This window comes from Nonomuraea sp. NPDC003560 (assembly GCF_042878785.1).
In the GTDB taxonomy this organism is placed as follows: Bacteria; Actinomycetota; Actinomycetes; order Streptosporangiales; family Streptosporangiaceae; genus Nonomuraea.
Map to the genome: position 1 here is coordinate 552,960 of NZ_JBIAOF010000004.1, position 15,795 is coordinate 568,754.

Here is a 15,795-nt window from a genome sequence, read left to right on the forward strand (position 1 = left end):
ATTAGAACAGTATTCGGTCCGTCGGCGGCGGCGCTAGGGCGCGCCGAAGCCGCGGCTCCCCGGTGGGGAAGCCGCGGCTTCGGCGTCGGCCGACGCCGGGATCACTCGGCGCGGATCACTCGGCGCGGATCACTCGGCGGGGATCACCGAGCCCTCGTACTTCTGCTTGATGAAGTCCTTGACCTTCGGGTCCTGGAGCAGCTTGCCGAGGGTGACGATGTTGGCGTCCTTCTCGTGGCCGGCCTGGACGACGAGCCCGTTGACGTACGGGTTGCCCTCGGTCTTCTCCAGCACCAGCGCCTGGCTCGCGGGCTTGAGCCCGGCCTCGATGGCGTAGTTGCCGTTGATCACCGCGGCGTCCACGTCGTCGAGCGAGCGCGGGAGCTGGGCCGCCTCAAGGGGCTTGAACTGCAGCTTCTTGGGGTTGTCCGTGACGTCGCGCTCGGTGGCCGCGGTGCCCGCGCCGTCCTTGAGCTTGACCAGGCCGTTGTCGGCGAGCAGCTTGAGCGAGCGGCCGAGGTTCGTGGCGTCGTTGGGAACGGCCACGGTGGCCCCGTCCGCCAGCGCCGACAGCGCGGTGATCTTCTTGGAGTACAGGCCGAGCGGCTCCAGGTGCACCGGGGTGACGAAGCTCAGCTTGGTGCCCTTGGAGGCGTTGAAGTCGTCCAGGTAGGGCTTGTGCTGGAAGAAGTTGGCGTTCAGCTGGCCCTCGTCGAGCTGCACGTTCGGCTGGACGTAGTCGGTGAACTCGACGATCTCCAGCTTCAGCCCGGCCGCCGGGGCCAGGTTGTCCTTGACGAACTTCAGGATCTCGCCGTGCGGAACGGGGCTCGCGCCCACCTTCAGCACCGTGTCGGCCGACTCGGCGGCGGGGGTGATGGTCGCGGACTGCGACGTACCGCATGCGGCGAGCAACAGGGACAGCGCAGCAGCACCCAATATCGAGCGAATCTTCATGATTTTTCCCTTACTTATGTGAAATGCGCCGAGCGACCCAGTCGCCCAGACTCTGCAGAATTTGCACGATGACGATGAGCAGGACGACGGTCACGATCATCACGAGCGTCTCGAACCGCTGGTAGCCGTAGCGCACGGCCAGGTCGCCGAGCCCGCCGCCGCCGACGGTGCCCGCCATGGCCGAGTACCCGATGAGCGCGACGATCGTGACGGTCAGCCCCGACACCAGGCCCGGCAGCGCCTCGGGCAGCAGGACCTTGCGCACGATGGCGGTCCGGCTCGCCCCCATGGCCTGCGCGGCCTGCACGACGTCGGTGCCGACCTCGCGCAACGCCGTCTCGACCAGCCGGGCGAAGAACGGCACGGCCCCCACGGTCAGCGGCACCACCACGGCCGCGGTGCCGATCGTGGTCCCGATGACGAGCCGGGTGAACGGGATGATCGCGATCATCAGCACGATGAACGGCAGCGACCGCCCGATGTTGACGACGATCCCCAGCACGGACTTCAACGCCGGCAGCGGGCGCAGCCCGTCCCGGTCGAAGGCCACCAGCGCCACGCCGAGCGGCAGCCCGAACAGCACGGTGAACAGCGTGGCCCAGCCCACCATCTGGGCGGTCTCCCACGTGGCCGGCCACAGCAGCGGCGCGATCTCTTCCCAGGTCATGCGGCCTCCCCCGCGACTTCGACGAGCAACCCCGACTCCCGCAGGAACGACAGCGCCGAGGACGTCTCCGCGCCGGTCAGCGCCACGCGCAGGCGGCCGACCGAACCGCCGGCCAGCTCCTCGATCGAGCCGCCGAGGATGTTGACGTCCACGTCGAACTTGCGCGCCATCTCCGAGACCAGCGGACGGCCCGGGTCACCGGTGAAGGTGAGCGTGACGGAACCGGCCGGAGCCGGCTCGGGCAGCGGGAAGATCTCCCTGGTCAGGCGGGATCCGGGGGTCCTGATGAGGTCGGCGATCGCCCCCGACTCCTCGACGCGGCCCCCGGCCATGATCGCGACCGAGTCGCAGACGCTCTTGACGACGTTCATCTCGTGGGTGATGAGCAGGATCGTCAGGCCCAGCTCGGCGTTGAGCCGCTTGAGCAGGGCGAGGATCGACTGGGTGGTGGCCGGGTCCAGCGCGGAGGTGGCCTCGTCCGACAGCAGCACCGACGGGTTGCCCGCCAGCGCCCTGGCGATGCCGACGCGCTGCTTCTGACCGCCGGAGAGCTGGTGAGGGCGGTCGCCGCCGCGTCCCTGGAGGCCGACGAGGTCGAGCAGCTCGGCCACGCGCCGCTGCCGTTCGGCCCTGGGCACGCCCATGACCTCCAGCGGGAAGGCGACGTTGCCGGCCACCGTGCGCGAGGACAGCAGCGCGAAGTGCTGGTGGATCATGCCGATGCGCTGCCTGGCGCGGTTGAGCTCGCGGCCGGGCAGTGCGGTCAGGTCCTGCCCGGCGACGGTGACCGTGCCCGCGGTGGGGCGTTCGAGCAGGTTGACGCAGCGCAGCAGCGTGCTCTTGCCGGCGCCGCTCTGGCCGAGCACGCCGTAGATCTCGCCCTCGCGCACATGCAGGTCGACGCCGTCGAGCGCGACGGTCTGGCCGTACTGCTTGCGCAGGCCGGAAGCCTGGATCACGAAATTTCCCCACGAGTGAGAGCGGCCGGGTGGCGGGCCGCTTCCTTACACGAACATCACCGTCGGAGCGGTGGGATCTAGTGGCTGCCCGGAGGGAACGGCAGGTGGCTCAGCCTGCGCAGCACGAAGCAGAAAGTGTGGATCATGGTGACCTTCGAGGAGAACGGGCGGGGATCTGGTCTCTAACGGGCCGGCATTCGCCCCATACGCATGCGACAACACATGGCGTCCCGGTGGGCGCGGTGGTCGTTCGCGTATGCCTCGTTCACGCCGGTGCTAACGCCGCCTTTACATACTCCTATTCCGGGGAATTGTGGTGATCTGCGTCACTCAGCACCGCGGTGAGGAAACCGCCGCGCGGGGCGGGGCGGCCGTACCGGGCGGCGAGGGCCGCGGCTTCTACCGTACGCGTCCGCCAGCCGCGGGCCGTCAGCCGGGCGACGGCGTCCGCGCCCGGGCCGCCCTTCCAGAGGGTGGCGATCCGCCGCAGCTCGGGCATCGTGCGCACCCGCTCGGCGAGCACGGCGGCCGCGGCCGGATCGTGCTCGAAGGCGAGCCTGCTGCCCGCGGCCGACAGCGCGCGCACGCCGTCGAGCAGCCGCCCGGCCTCGGCCGGGCTCAGGTAGATCAGCAGGCCCTCGATCAGCCAGGCCGTCGGCCGCGCCGGGTCGAACCCGGCCGCGCGCAGGCTGCCCGGCCAGTCCTCGCGCAGGTCCACCGGCACCGGGACGCGCTCGCACCGCGCCGTCGCGGCCAGCCCGCGCAGCACGCCCTCCTTGAACGCCAGCAGCTCGGGCAGGTCGAGCTCGAACAACCGCACGCCCGGCGGCCAGTCGAGCCGGAAGGCGCGGGCGTCGAGCCCGGCGGCCAGCAGGACGACCTGGTCGCAGCCGGAACCGCTCAGATGGTCGTCGAAGAACCTGGTCCTGAACACCAGGTGGGCGCTGAAGAGATCACCCGCTCCGCTCCCCCGCCCCGCGTCCAGCGACCCGGAGTCCGCGGCCGCCACGAAGGCGCCCGCGTACGGGTCCTCGAACAGCCGGTCGGGCCGTTCACTCTCGCGCGCCCGTAACCGGGCCGCGCCCACCGCCGTCCTCGCCACCCCATTCATATCGCTGACGATACATCTCCAGCGATACAATCGGCCATCATGAACGTGGCACGACTGCGCAGGCTCGGACGACGGCTGGTGGAGCTGTCGAAGACGGCGGCCGGCGAGACCAAGGGCCCGCCCCTCACCCCCGGCGAGGAGGCCGTCTTCGAGGACGTGCTGCGCCACCCGGGCGGCACCGTCGGCGAGATCCAGGCCAGGACGGGCTTCGTCCAGAGCCACGTGTCGGCCTCGGTGGCCCGGATGCGCGAGCGCGGCCTCGTCCGGACCGAACCCGACCCCGGCGACGGGCGGCGCACCCTGGTCACGCTGACGGAACCGGCGCTGGCCGCGGTCCACCGCCGGGCGGCCAGGCCGGTGGAGGAGGCGGTGCGCGCGGCGGTCGGCGACGACCCCGAACGCGCGGCCCGGGTCATGACGCTGCTGGCGGAACTGGAGTCGCTGCTGCTCACCGACTGACCCGATTCACCGGCTCGTTCCCGGCCCCTCGCGCGCCGTTCGTTCAGGCCCCCGTACATGGAGCCGCCCCGCCGCATCCAGGGAGCCGGAGGCGGCGGGGCGGCGCCGGGGCAGCCACCGGGCGCGGCGTCAGGCCGCGACCGTGGTGGCGACCTCGGCCGGGGTCAGCGCGATGTCGAGGACCTCGCGCACGTCGCTGACCGCGTGGATGGTCAGCTCGTTGCGCACCTCCTCGGGCACGTCGTCCAGGTCGGGCTCGTTGCGGGCCGGGATGAGCACCGTGGTGATGCCCGCCCGATGGGCGGCCAGCAGCTTCTGCTTGACGCCGCCGATCGGCAGGACGCGCCCGGTCAGCGAGATCTCACCGGTCATGGCGACGTCGGCGCGGACCTGGCGGCCCGACAGGAGCGAGGCCAGCGCGGTCGTCAGCGTCACGCCCGCCGAGGGACCGTCCTTGGGGACGGCGCCCGCGGGGAAGTGCACGTGGACCGAGCGGTCCTTCAGCGCGGTGACCGGCAGCTCCAGCTCCGCGCCGTGCGAGCGCAGGTAGGACAGCGCGATCCGGGCCGACTCCTTCATCACGTCGCCGAGCTGGCCGGTCAGGGTCAGGCCGGTCTCTCCGGTCTCCGGGTCGGCCAGCGACGCCTCCACGTAGAGGACGTCGCCGCCGGCCCCGGTCACCGCCAGGCCCGTGGCCACGCCCGGCACGGAGGTGCGCTGGGTGGACTCGGGCAGCGACGACTCCGGCACGAACCGCGGCCTGCCGATGTAGCCGACCAGGTCGTCGGGGCCGACCGTGACGGGCAGCTCGTCCTTGGCCGCCACCTTGCGCAGGATCCTGGCGACCGCCCGCTCCAGCGAGCGCACGCCGGCCTCGCGGGTGTACTCGCCGGCCAGCCGCCGCAGCGCGCCGTCGTCGACCTTGACCTCCTCGGAGGTCAGCCCCGCGAGCTCCAGCTGCCTGGGCAGCAGGTGGTCGCGGGCGATGGCGACCTTCTCGTCCTCGGTGTAGCCGTCGAGGGTGACGACCTCCATGCGGTCGAGCAGCGGGCCGGGGATGGCCTCCAGCACGTTGGCCGTGGCCAGGAACAGCACGTCGGACAGGTCGAGCTCGACCTCGAGGTAGTGGTCGCGGAAGGTGTGGTTCTGGGCCGGGTCGAGGACCTCCAGCAGCGCCGCCGTGGGGTCGCCGCGGTAGTCGGCGCCGACCTTGTCGACCTCGTCGAGCAGGACGACCGGGTTCATCGAGCCGGCCTCGCGGATGGCCCGGACGACGCGGCCGGGCAGGGCGCCGACGTAGGTGCGCCGGTGCCCGCGGATCTCGGCCTCGTCGCGTACGCCGCCGAGCGCGACCCGGACGAACTTGCGGCCCATCGCGCGCGCCACCGACTCGCCCAGGGACGTCTTGCCGACCCCGGGAGGACCGGCGAGCGCCAGGACGGCGCCGCTGCGCCGGCCGCTCACCACGCCGAGGCCCTTGTCCTGGCGGCGCTTGCGCACGGCGAGGTGCTCGATGATGCGGTCCTTGACGTCGTCGAGGCCCGTGTGGTCGGCGTCGAGCACGGCCCGCGCGCCCGCGATGTCGTAGTTGTCCTCGGTACGCTCGTTCCACGGGATGTCGAGCACCGTGTCGAGCCAGGTGCGGATCCAGCCGCCCTCCGGGGACTGGTCGGAGGTGCGCTCCAGCTTGTCGACCTCCTTGAGTGCGGCCTCGCGCACCTTCTCCGGCAGGTCGGCGGCCTCGACGCGGGCCCGGTAGTCCTCCTCCTCGCTCTCGGCGGTGTCGCCGTTGAGCTCCTTCAGCTCCTTGCGGACGGCGGCGAGCTGCTGGCGCAGCAGGAACTCACGCTGCTGCTTCTCCATGCCCTCCTGGACGTCCTTGCGGATCGTCTCGGCGACGTCGAGCTCGGCGAGGTGCTCGCGGGACCACTCGATGAGCCTGGCCAGGCGGTCGGCCGGGTCGGCGGCCTCCAGCAGCTCGACCTTCTGGGCGGTGGTCAGCCACGGGGTGTAGCCGGAGCTGTCGGCCAGCACCGAGGGGTCGTCGATCTGGTTGACCTGGTCGACGACCTGCCAGGCGCCGCGCTTCTGCAGGATGGTGGTGGCCAGGGCCTTGTACTCCTTGGCCAGCTCCTGGGCGCGCTCGCCGGCCGGAACCGTGTCGATCGTGTCGGCCTCGACCCACAGTGCGGCGCCGGGGCCGGTGGTGCCGGTGCCCACGCGCACGCGGTTGACGCCGCGGACCACGGCGGCGGGCTCACCGCCGGGCAACCTTCCGACCTGCTCGATCACGGCCTGGACGCCGACGGCGCCGTAACGGCCGTCGATCCGGGGAACGAGGAGGACCCGCGGCTTGTTACCACCGGACGCGCGGGCCGCGTCGATCGCAGCACGCACCTCGGAGTCGGACAGGTCCAGCGGAACCACCATGCCCGGCAGGACGACCTCGTCGTCGAGCGGCAGGACCGGGAGGATCAAGCTCTCACTCATGCGAACTCCAAAGGGTTGAGTTATACCGACTCAATTCATTGGAGCGCGCTGTTGTTCCCAACCTTGCCGATGTTCGCTCACGGCGATCGTAATGTTGTAAGTGATACCTGAGGGTGACGTCAGGATCAGACCTTGGTCTGACGTCCGGCCGCCCGCCTTTCCGTATTCTTGACCAGGTGAATCACCGTGCCCGGCGCCCCGCGCCCCTCGCCTCCAGGGGCGACGCGCGCACCGGCCCTCCGGAGTCGTCCGGAGGAGCGGCCGGGCGGTTCGCCGTGGCGCTGTGGCGGGCCTCGCTGGCCGTGCTGCGGCCCTTCACGCTCGCGTTGCTGACGGGCAGCGCCGATCCCCCGTCCCGGCCGCGTTCCCGGTGGCGGCGGATGCCGGTGCCCCGATGGCTGGCGGCGCTGGTCCCGGTGAAGACGTACAGCCTGTTGCAGATCGCCGAGCTCCTGCTGGGCGTGGAGCTGTTCGGCGTGACGCTGTCCACGACCCAGGAGTGGAACGAGCGGGCCGCCGCCACGCCCGGCGATCCCGCGCCGCTCTGGGGCGGCGCCGTCGTCCTCGCGGCCCTGGCCGCCGGCCTGCCCGTGGTGCTGCGCAACCGGTGGCCGCTGGCGGCCTGGCGGGCGGCCGCCGTGCTGACCCCCGTCGCCGTCTGCGCCAGCCTCACGATCGGGCAGGACGAGGGCTACGCGCCCTACCCGGTCGCGGTGGGGGTGGCATACCTGCTGGCGCTCTATTCCGTGGCCGTGCGCTGCGATCGGCGGATCACGGTGGGGGCCGGGATCCTCACCGTCCTGTTGTGCCTGGCCGTCGACGTCGACTCGACGCCGGTGGTGGCCGGCGTGGCCGTGGTCGTGCTGCTGTTCGGCTACAACGTGCGCGCCCGGCGCAACGCCACGGCCCTGCTCATCGAGGAGGAGCGGCGCACCCGGCAGGCCGAGGGCGCGCAGGCGGTGCTGGAGGAGCGCGCCCGCATCGCCCGCGAGCTGCACGACGTGGTGGCCCACCACATGTCGGTGATCGCCATCCAGGCCGAGGCCGTGCCGCTCAGGGCCGCGGGCGACGCGTCCCAGCTGGAGGCGGGGCTGGCCGAGATCCGCGCGTTGTCCCTGGAGGCCATCAACGAGCTGCGCCAGGTCCTCGGCGTGCTGCGCGCCCCCGAGGGCCGCACCGACACCGCGCCGCAGCCCGGCCTCGACCGGCTGGAGGAGCTGGTGGCCAACGCCCGCAACGCGGGGCTGACCGTGGCGGTCGACCGGCGGCGCCCGATCGGGCGGCTGTCGCCCGCGGTGGGGTTGTCGGCGTACCGGATCGTGCAGGAGTCGCTCAGCAACGCCATGCGGCACGCGCCGGGGTCGAGCGTCACCGTGGAGATCACCGCCGACGCCGGCACGCTGCGCCTGCGCGTCGCCAACGGCCCCGGCCGCTCCCCCGCGGCGGCGCCCGGCGCGGGCCAGGGGCTGGTGGGCATGCGGGAACGCGCGGCGCTGCTCGGCGGCACGCTCGACGCCGGGCCCACGCGCGGCGGCGGTTACCAGGTGAGCGCCGCGTTGCCGACGGAACCGCCGGTCGAGTCGTCAAGCGGGCCGGCCGCAGGGCTGCCGGTCGAGGAGAGGGAGGGCGCCGCGTGATCCGCGTGCTGATCGCCGACGACCAGGGGATGGTCCGCACGGGGTTCACCGTGTTCCTGAGCGGCCAGCCGGACATCGAGGTCGTGGGCGAGGCGGCCGACGGCCGTGAGGCGGTGACGCGGGCCGTCGCGCTGAGCCCCGACGTGGTGCTGATGGACGTGCGCATGCCGGTCATGAACGGGCTGGAGGCGACCCGGGAGGTGCTGGCGGCGTGCCCGGCGTCGAAGGTGCTCATCCTGACCACGTTCGACCTCGACGACTACGTCTACGAGGCGCTGCGGGCGGGGGCCAGCGGGTTCCTGCTCAAGGACGCCTCGGCGGCCCAGCTCGCCGAGGCCGTTCGCGTGGTCGCCGCCGGCGACGCGCTCATCGCGCCGGCCATCACCAAGCGGCTGATCCACGAGTTCGCCCGGCTGGGCGGGCCCCGTCCGCCGTCGGGGAGGCGTCCGGAGGAGCTGACCGAACGCGAGACGGAGGTGCTCATCCTGGTCGCCCAGGCGATGTCCAACCAGGAGATCGCCCAGAAGCTGTTCGTGGCCGAGCAGACGGTCAAGACACATGTGGGCCGCGTGCTGACCAAACTCGGGCTGCGCGACCGCGCCCAGGCCATCGTCTTCGCCTACGAAACCGGCCTCGTCCGCCCCGGCGAGTAACCCGTCCCCGAACAGACACCCAGCGCTGGAACACGGACGGACATGAGGCCGGGGCGGTACCAAGCGCCACAGCACGACACCACAAGAGCCCAACGTACGAGTACGGCGCCGCCAAGGGCACGGCGAGCCGGCAAGCCCCCGGGACGCCCCACCGGCCGGAACGGGAGGACGGCGGTACGCCGACGACCAGGTCAGCCGGCACAGGGAAACGGCGGCACGAGGGATGCCTACGGGAACGGCGAAGCCGAGAGGCACAGCGAGCCGCACTGCCCCTGGACCAGGCCGAACTGGCTTACCTGTCGGCCTGCTCGACCGCCTTCAGCGGGATCTTCCACGCCAACGAGTCCATCCATCTCGCGTCCGTGTTTCAGATGGTCGGCTTCCGCCATGTCGTCGGCAGTCTGTGGCCACTCGACGACGCGACGGCCGCGGCGGTCGCCCGCGAGTTCTACCGCGGCCTGCCCGGACCGGACGCGGACGACGCCGCCCGCGTGCTGCACCGCGTCATGCGCGACCTACGCCGTACCCACCCGGACAGACCTGATCTATGGGCGGCACTCGTCCACCACGGCCCCTGACCCCCATGCCGGCAAGTCCTGACCTCATGGCACGCCCCTGGCCCTTACGGCGCAGTTTCCCTTCGCGGGCCATGGGCGGCCGACATGCGACGGTGTCATCCCCTGGACGCGAGGCGACGCGGTACACCCAAGGCGTGACCGCCGCTCGGACGGTGAGGACGGGCGAGGAGTGGTGTCACCATGGGGGCTGGAGACGATCGATTCTTGGAGGGAGGAGGCGTGGGGGCTGGTCCGGGGCGCAGGGTTCCGGGCGGTCGGCCGCGCGTGCCCCATGGATCCCCTTGAGCTCTTCCATCAGGTGGCCGCCACCGTGCCCGCCTACCGTTCGTTCCTGGCCGAGCACGGTGTCGACCCGGCGGACGTCACCGATCTGGAGCGCTTCAGCCGGCTGCCGATGACGTCCAAGGACACCTACATCCGCCGTCACCCGCTCCCCGACCTCTGCCGGGACGGCGTGATCGGGGACATGATCGCCGTGTCCTCGGGCTCGACCGGCACGCCGTCGTTCTGGCCGCGCTCGGTGGCGGACGAGCGGGTGATCGCGTCCCGCTTCGAGGAGGTCTTCCGGGACTCCTTCGGGGCCCGCGAACGCCGTACGCTGGCCGTGGTCTGTTTCGCCCTGGGCACCTGGGTGGGCGGCCTGTTCACCATCGAGTGCTGTCGTCACCTGGCCGAACGCGGCTACCCGATCACCGTCGTCGCGCCAGGCACCGACCGCCGGGAGATCGCCCGGGTGCTGCCGGAGCTGGCGCCGCACTTCGACCAGGTGGTCCTGCTGGGCTATCCGCCGTTCCTGAAGAACGTCATCGACACCGAGCCGCTCCCCTGGGCCGACTGGAACGTCAAGCTGGTCACGGCGGGCGAGGTGTTCAGCGAGGAGTGGCGCACGCTGGTGGCCGAGCGGGCCGGGATCGCCGACCCCGTGCGCGGGATCGCCTCCCTGTACGGCACCGCGGACGCCGGGGTGCTCGGCAACGAGACGCCGCTCTCGGTCGAGCTGCGCCGGTTCCTGTCCGGCCGCCCGGACACGGCCAGGGAGCTGTTCGGGGAGTCCCGGCTGCCGACCCTGGTGCAGTACGACCCGGGGGTGCGCTTCTTCGAGGAGCACGAGGGCACGCTGCTGTTCTCCGGCGACAACGGCGTGCCGCTGATCCGGTACCACATCGCCGACGAGGGCGGCGTGATCCCGTACGAGCGCATGCTGGAGTTCGCCGAGCGGCACGGTTTCCGGTCGGACGTCGCCGGCCCGCGGCATCCGTTCGTCTACGTGTTCGGCCGGAGCCATTTCACGCTGTCGTACTACGGCGCGAACGTCTACCCGGAGAACATCGCGGTCGGGCTGGAGCAGCCGGAGGTCAGCGGATCGGTGACGGGCAAGTTCGTGATGGAGGCGGCCGAGGACGCCGACCACGACCGGCACCTGACGGTCACGGTGGAGCTGATGCCCGGCGAGAAGCCTGCCGACGAGGTCGCCCAGGCGGTGGGCGCCTCGATCCTGGCCCAGCTCCTGCGGCTGAACAGCGAGTTCGCGAACTATGTGCCGGTGGCGCAGCAGATGCCGTTCATCCGGTTGCGTGAGGCCGGGGACCCGGAGTACTTCCCGCCCGGAGCCAAGCACCGGTACACCCGCTGAGGGGTTCAGGCCCAAGCACGGCGGTTCAGGCGCCGGCGGAGTCCGCGTCGAGGGTGCGGCGGACGACGACGAGCGCCACGTCGTCCTCGCGCGCCCCGAACGCCGCCAGCATGCGCTCGGCGAACTCCTCCAGGTCGTCCTCGACGGTCTCGGCGAGTTGCCTGGCCTTCTCCATGCTGTCGTCGAGCAGGATGTGCCGGTCCTCCAGCAGGCCGTCGGTGAACAGCATCATCGTGCCGCCGGGCGGCAGCTTGAGCCGGTCCACCTGGTACCGCTCGGGCACCGCGCCGAGCAGCAGGTTGCCCAGCGTGTGGTACGAGCTGCCGGGCCCGGCGAACAGCGGCGGCATGTGCCCGGCGTTGGCCAGCTCGAGCTCGCCGGTGGCCGGGTCGATGAGCATCAGGCACACGGTGGCGGTCAGGCCCCGGTGGTAGCGCCGCATCATCTGGTTGAGCAGGTCGAGGGAGGCGCTCAGGTCGACCTGGGCGATGAGCGAGGCGCGCAGGGCGTGGCGCACCTCGGCCATGACGGTCGCGGCGTGCAGGGAGTGGCCCTCCACGTCGCCGACGGCGATCAGCACGCGTCCGTCGACCTGCAGCACCTCGTAGAAGTCGCCGCCGACCTCGACGTTGTCCACGGCGGGCTGGTAGCGCAGCGCGACCTGCAGGCCCGGCACCTCGGGGATGCGGCTGGGCAGCAGGCTGCGCTGCAGGGTCAGCGCGATGTCGTGCTCCTCGGTGTAGGCGCGCAGCGCGCCCAGCGCCAGGGCCAGCTCCTGGCCGAGCTGGCGCAGCAGGTTCACCTCGTCGGCGTCGAGCGGCGAGACGGCCTCGACGCCCAGGTAGACCGGCGACGGGGAGTTCTTGGTGCGGCAGAGCACGCCGGTGGTGGAGTCCTCGGCGCGCACGTCGGGCAGCAGGCTCTCCCATTCGCTGGTGGCCAGGGTGAACACCCGGGCCCTGGTGGCGTCCTTCAGCGTCCGCTCGGACAGGCGGTCCAGCACGTCGGGGGCGGCGGGCTGGACACTGGCCGGCTCGCCGGGGCGGGCGCGGAAGCGCCGGACCCGCCCGTCGGGCAGCATGGCGAGCGTGCCGCTGTAGCGGCCGAGCACCTCGGCGGTGCCCTCGACGGCCACGGTCAGCAGCTCGTCGAACGTCTCGGCCTCGTTCATCCGCAACGTCACCTCGGCGAGCTTGGCCAGGCGCTCGGCCATCAGCTCGGCCCGCCAGCGTGCCCGGTAGTAGCGCAGCATGGCCTCGACGGTCGCGGCGAACTCGGTGGGCTCGATGGGCTCGCTCAGGTAGGCGTCGGCGCCGCGTTCCAGCCCCTCGGTGCGGTCGGCGGGGGTGATCGCGTTGGCCGACACCTGGATGACGGGGATGGAGGCGGTGGCCGGGTTGGCCTTGATCAGCTCGCAGACCTCGTAGCCGTTGATGTCGGGCAGCCGGACGTCGAGGACGACCAGGTCGACCTGGTTGGCGGCGAGCAGGCCGAGGGCCTCCTCGCCGCCTCTGGCCTCCAGCACCTGGTGCCCCGACCGTCGTAGCCAGCTCGACAGGATGTAGCGCTTGGTGGGGGTGTCGTCCACCACCAGCACGCGTGCGGACTCAGACATCCTGGTCCTCTCCAGCACCGCTGTTCTCGCCCTGGCGGGCGCTGCGGATGGCCTGCAGGAGTTGTTCCCTGCGCAGCCCGTGCTTGGACAGTACCGGCCGGTTGCCGGGAGCGTGTTGCGGGGCGATGGTCACGATGACGACCGGGATGTCGCTCAGCCGCTCGTCCTCGGCCATCTGGTGCAGCAGCACGTGGCCGTCCACACGGGGCATGAGCAGGTCGACCAGGATCACGTCGGGCGGGGAGGCGGCCATGACCTCCAGCGCGGCGGCGCCGTCGGCGGCCTCGTCCACGTGCACGGTGAAGCCGTAGAGCATGCGGCGGGCGCTGGCGCGGAAGACCTCGTCGTCGTCGGCGATCAGCACCCGCTGCACCTCGGGCGTGCCGCTCTGGTGCGGCAGCCGCAGGGTGGCGGTGGTGCCCTCGCCCGGCGTGCTGGTGAGATCCAGCGTGCCGCCCAGGGCCTCGGCGAGCCTGCGCGCGTACGGCAGGCCGAGGCCGGTGCCCCTGGCCCTGACCTGGAGCGAGCCGGGAACCTGGTAGAAGTCCTCGAACACGCGCGTCAAGTGTTCCTCCGAGATGCCGATGCCGGTGTCCGCGACCGTGATGACGATCTCGCCCTTGGCTTCGTCGGCATGCGCGGCCAGCACTACCTGCCCGCTTTGAGTGAATTTGAGCGCGTTCGAGAGCAAATTGCGCAGAATTCTGAGCAGCATGCTCTCGTCGGCGTACAGCTCGGTGGCCTCCGGCGTGATCTCGTGGCTCAGCGTCACGCCGGCGCGCTCGCTGGTCGGCCGCATCGTGACGTGCAACTGCCCGGCCATCCGCGCCAGGTTGACCAGCGTGGGCTGCGGGTCCAGGCGGCCGGACTCGGCCTTGGCCATGTCGAGCAGCTCGCTGACGAGTTCGAGCAGCGTCTGCGCCGAGTCGCCGATCAGCCCGATCTGGTGGGCCTGCTCCTCGGTCAGCGGCTCGCCGCCCTGGCCGGTCAGCAGCCGGACCAGGCCGATGACGGAGTTCAGCGGGGTGCGCAGCTCGTGGCTGACGGTGGCCCAGAACCGGTTGCGCGCCTCGATGGTCTCGCGGAGCTGGGCGGACTTCTCGTCCAGCTCGGCGTACAGGGCGACGACTCCCCTGTTGGTCTCCTCCAGCTCGGCCGAGAGCTGGTTGTACATGGCCAGCACGCCGGTGTTGGTCTCCTGCAGCTCGGAGTTGAGCCGCAGCACGTCCTCCAGGGTCTCGGCCAGCTCCCTGTTCTGCTCGCGCAGCTCCTCCAGCGCGCTGATCGGCGCCAGCCTGGCGAGGTCGGCGCGGACGGCCTCCAGCGGGAGGGCGGTCGCCCGCGGCCGCAGCCGCTTGGTGATCGTGACGTGGCCGTCGCCGAGGGCGATGTCGTCGACGAGCCGGCCGGCCAGCGTCACGCCTTCGGAGCGGTCCAAAGCGGACGGCCTGGTGTGGCGGATGGTGATCGCGAGCACGTCGGGGCCGAGGGCGATCACGGCGGCGGCGCCCTTGCCGAAGGCCTCCCTGCCGACCTCGCTGAGGGCGGTGGCGACCCGGATCTGGTCCTGGGACTCCAGCCCGACCAGCTCGGCCGCGGCCCGGCCGAGGCGGCGCAGGACGAAGACGTCCTGGTCGGTGTCGAGCCTGACCCTGATGAGCTCAGTCGCCGCCATTGCCGGGCCTCACCGTCACCACGCAGGCGTCGTCACGCCTGCTGCCCGCCTCGCGCAGCAGGCCCGCGGCGATGACCGCGGGGGTGCGCGCGAACAGCCCCGGCACGTTCCCGGGGTCCCATCGGTCGGTCAGGCCGTCGGAGTGCATCACGACGGTGGCGTACGGGGGGATCTTGTACTCGTACTGGCGGAGCGTGCGTCCCTGGTGGCCGGCGATGCCGGGCAGCGAGATCATGCCCTGCCGGCCGCCGGCGTCGGCGACCCAGCCGGAGACGTTGCCCAGCCCTGCGTAGGTGACGGTGTCCCGGCCGACCCGGGCGACCGCGACGGCGCCGCCGCGGGTCCCGCTCAGTCCGCGGTGCAGGTGTTCCAGGATCGACAGCGGCTCCTGGTCCTGGACCTGCGCGAACAGCTCGATGGCGGTCTGCGCGGCGATGGCGGCGATGTGGCCGTGGCCGAGGCCGTCGCACAGCAGCACCGTGGTGCTCTCGCCGTTCTCGGCGATGGCGTAGCCGTCACCGCAGCTCACCTCGTCGCCGATCGGCCGGGTCAGGCCGCTGGCGCGCAGCGGAGGGCCGGGCGTGCCCTCGGCGGTGAAATGCATGACGAGCACAGTGCCCATGCCGGGCACCGAGTGAACGTCGTATCCGGTGGCGATGCGGGCGATGGCCCCCATGCCGATGCCGAGGGTCCCGGAGGTGGAGTAGCCGTCGCGCAGGGCGCGGGCCACGTCGGCCATGCCGGGGCCCTTGTCCACCGCGACGAGCTCCACGCCGGCCGGGGCCTCGGGGTGCGGCCGCACCAGGACGACGCCCTCCACGGCGTGCTTGACCAGGTTGGAGACGGCCTCGCTGACGGCCACGGCCGTCTGCCCGGTGCGGGTGGTGTCGAAGCCGGCCGCCTCGGCCAGCTCGACCGCCCGCCGCCGGACGGCGCCGACGGCACTCGGGTCCTCGGCGCGCACCCAGGCCGGGTTCACCTCGCCCACTTGGTCACCGTCACGGTCGTGCCCTTCCCTGGGGCGGAGATCAGGTCGAACTCGTCGACCAGCCGGCGGGAGCCGCCGAGGCCGAGGCCCATGCCGCCGCCGGTGGTGAAACCGTCGGTGAGCGCCTTGTCCAGGTCGGGGATGCCGGGGCCGTCGTCGCTGAAGACCAGCTTCAGGCCCCGTTTCCGGCCGTTCTCGACGAGGTCGATGCGCACGTCGCCGCCGCCGGCGTAGACGAGCGCGTTGCGGGCCAGCTCGCTGGCCGCCGTGACGATCTTGGTCTGGTCCACGAGGGAGAGCCCTGCCTCGATCGCGAGGGTCCGCACGATCTGCCGGACCATCACGACGTCCGCGCTGCCCGCGATCGTCATCG

Annotated in this window: 14 protein-coding genes; 5 read left to right on the plus strand and 9 right to left on the minus strand. The window is 71.9% G+C overall.

Features of this window, described 5'->3' with window-relative positions:
- Window positions 1–129: 129 nt before the first annotated feature.
- From ACFYUV_RS18735 to ACFYUV_RS18750, 4 genes are all read right to left on the minus strand, one after another.
- The gene (locus ACFYUV_RS18735) at window positions 130–957 is read right to left on the minus strand and encodes a MetQ/NlpA family ABC transporter substrate-binding protein (protein WP_387669880.1); all 828 of its coding nucleotides are present in this window, start codon (window positions 955–957) and stop codon (window positions 130–132) included.
- A 10-nt stretch (window positions 958–967) separates the two neighbouring features.
- Window positions 968–1,624, minus strand: a complete 657-nt coding sequence (locus ACFYUV_RS18740) for a methionine ABC transporter permease (RefSeq protein WP_352329100.1) — start codon at window positions 1,622–1,624, stop codon at window positions 968–970.
- The gene (locus ACFYUV_RS18745; protein WP_387669882.1) at window positions 1,621–2,583 is read right to left on the minus strand and encodes a methionine ABC transporter ATP-binding protein; all 963 of its coding nucleotides are present in this window, start codon (window positions 2,581–2,583) and stop codon (window positions 1,621–1,623) included. Before ACFYUV_RS18745 ends, ACFYUV_RS18740 begins: the two co-directional genes overlap by 4 nt.
- Window positions 2,584–2,881: 298 nt before the next feature.
- On the minus strand, window positions 2,882–3,694 hold the full coding sequence (locus ACFYUV_RS18750; RefSeq protein WP_387669884.1) for an SAM-dependent methyltransferase: 813 nt from the start codon (window positions 3,692–3,694) through the stop codon (window positions 2,882–2,884).
- Window positions 3,695–3,733: 39 nt separating this feature from the next.
- Between ACFYUV_RS18750 and ACFYUV_RS18755 the strand changes: the two genes are divergently transcribed.
- Window positions 3,734–4,153 carry a MarR family winged helix-turn-helix transcriptional regulator gene (locus ACFYUV_RS18755; RefSeq protein WP_387669886.1) on the plus strand — a complete coding sequence of 140 codons (420 nt, stop codon included), beginning with the start codon at window positions 3,734–3,736 and terminating at the stop codon, window positions 4,151–4,153.
- Between the two features lie 129 nt (window positions 4,154–4,282).
- On the opposite strand, the gene lon is transcribed toward ACFYUV_RS18755, so the two are convergent.
- Window positions 4,283–6,643: an endopeptidase La gene (gene lon / locus ACFYUV_RS18760; RefSeq protein ID WP_358293121.1), complete on the minus strand. Its 2,361-nt coding sequence runs from the start codon at window positions 6,641–6,643 to the stop codon at window positions 4,283–4,285.
- Window positions 6,644–6,819: 176 nt separating this feature from the next.
- On the opposite strand from lon, the gene ACFYUV_RS18765 reads away from it, so the two are divergent.
- From ACFYUV_RS18765 to ACFYUV_RS18780, 4 genes are all read left to right on the plus strand, one after another.
- Window positions 6,820–8,280 (plus strand): sensor histidine kinase, encoded by a 1,461-nt coding sequence (locus ACFYUV_RS18765; protein WP_387669887.1) that lies wholly within the window; start codon window positions 6,820–6,822, stop codon window positions 8,278–8,280.
- Window positions 8,277–8,933, plus strand: a complete 657-nt coding sequence (locus tag ACFYUV_RS18770) for a response regulator transcription factor (RefSeq protein WP_358293127.1) — start codon at window positions 8,277–8,279, stop codon at window positions 8,931–8,933. Before ACFYUV_RS18765 ends, ACFYUV_RS18770 begins: the two co-directional genes overlap by 4 nt.
- A gap of 272 nt (window positions 8,934–9,205) precedes the next feature.
- Window positions 9,206–9,511: a CHAT domain-containing protein gene (locus tag ACFYUV_RS18775; protein ID WP_387670377.1), complete on the plus strand. Its 306-nt coding sequence runs from the start codon at window positions 9,206–9,208 to the stop codon at window positions 9,509–9,511.
- Window positions 9,512–9,782: 271 nt separating this feature from the next.
- Complete coding sequence (locus tag ACFYUV_RS18780) at window positions 9,783–11,144, plus strand: phenylacetate--CoA ligase family protein (protein ID WP_387669889.1); 1,362 nt, start codon at window positions 9,783–9,785, stop codon at window positions 11,142–11,144.
- 25 nt (window positions 11,145–11,169) lie between these two features.
- Here the strand turns inward: ACFYUV_RS18780 and ACFYUV_RS18785 are convergent, their stop codons facing one another.
- The 4 genes from ACFYUV_RS18785 to ACFYUV_RS18800 are packed head-to-tail and all read right to left on the minus strand — an operon-like array spanning window position 11,170 to window position 15,793.
- Window positions 11,170–12,759, minus strand: a complete 1,590-nt coding sequence (locus ACFYUV_RS18785) for a SpoIIE family protein phosphatase (RefSeq protein ID WP_387669891.1) — start codon at window positions 12,757–12,759, stop codon at window positions 11,170–11,172.
- Window positions 12,752–14,434, minus strand: a complete 1,683-nt coding sequence (locus ACFYUV_RS18790) for a hybrid sensor histidine kinase/response regulator (protein WP_387669892.1) — start codon at window positions 14,432–14,434, stop codon at window positions 12,752–12,754. The genes ACFYUV_RS18785 and ACFYUV_RS18790 overlap by 8 nt, the downstream gene beginning before the upstream one ends.
- The gene (locus ACFYUV_RS18795; protein ID WP_387669894.1) at window positions 14,421–15,422 is read right to left on the minus strand and encodes an ATP-binding protein; all 1,002 of its coding nucleotides are present in this window, start codon (window positions 15,420–15,422) and stop codon (window positions 14,421–14,423) included. The genes ACFYUV_RS18790 and ACFYUV_RS18795 overlap by 14 nt, the downstream gene beginning before the upstream one ends.
- Window positions 15,410–15,793 carry an anti-sigma regulatory factor gene (locus tag ACFYUV_RS18800; protein WP_352354272.1) on the minus strand — a complete coding sequence of 128 codons (384 nt, stop codon included), beginning with the start codon at window positions 15,791–15,793 and terminating at the stop codon, window positions 15,410–15,412. Before ACFYUV_RS18800 ends, ACFYUV_RS18795 begins: the two co-directional genes overlap by 13 nt.
- Window positions 15,794–15,795: the final 2 nt, after the last annotated feature.

Excerpts from the sequence above, each read along its gene's own strand:
- lon (WP_358293121.1), bottom strand. The coding sequence starts at position 6,643 with ATGAGTGAGAGCTTGATCCTCCCGGTCCTGCCGCTCGACGACGAGGTC.
- ACFYUV_RS18755 (WP_387669886.1), top strand. The coding sequence starts at position 3,734 with ATGAACGTGGCACGACTGCGCAGGCTCGGACGACGGCTGGTGGAGCTG.
- ACFYUV_RS18740 (WP_352329100.1), bottom strand. The coding sequence starts at position 1,624 with ATGACCTGGGAAGAGATCGCGCCGCTGCTGTGGCCGGCCACGTGGGAG.
- ACFYUV_RS18785 (WP_387669891.1), bottom strand. The coding sequence starts at position 12,759 with ATGTCTGAGTCCGCACGCGTGCTGGTGGTGGACGACACCCCCACCAAG.
- ACFYUV_RS18750 (WP_387669884.1), bottom strand. The coding sequence starts at position 3,694 with ATGAATGGGGTGGCGAGGACGGCGGTGGGCGCGGCCCGGTTACGGGCG.
- ACFYUV_RS18800 (WP_352354272.1), bottom strand. The coding sequence starts at position 15,793 with ATGACGATCGCGGGCAGCGCGGACGTCGTGATGGTCCGGCAGATCGTG.
- ACFYUV_RS18735 (WP_387669880.1), bottom strand. The coding sequence starts at position 957 with ATGAAGATTCGCTCGATATTGGGTGCTGCTGCGCTGTCCCTGTTGCTC.
- ACFYUV_RS18790 (WP_387669892.1), bottom strand. The coding sequence starts at position 14,434 with ATGGCGGCGACTGAGCTCATCAGGGTCAGGCTCGACACCGACCAGGAC.
- ACFYUV_RS18780 (WP_387669889.1), top strand. The coding sequence starts at position 9,783 with ATGGATCCCCTTGAGCTCTTCCATCAGGTGGCCGCCACCGTGCCCGCC.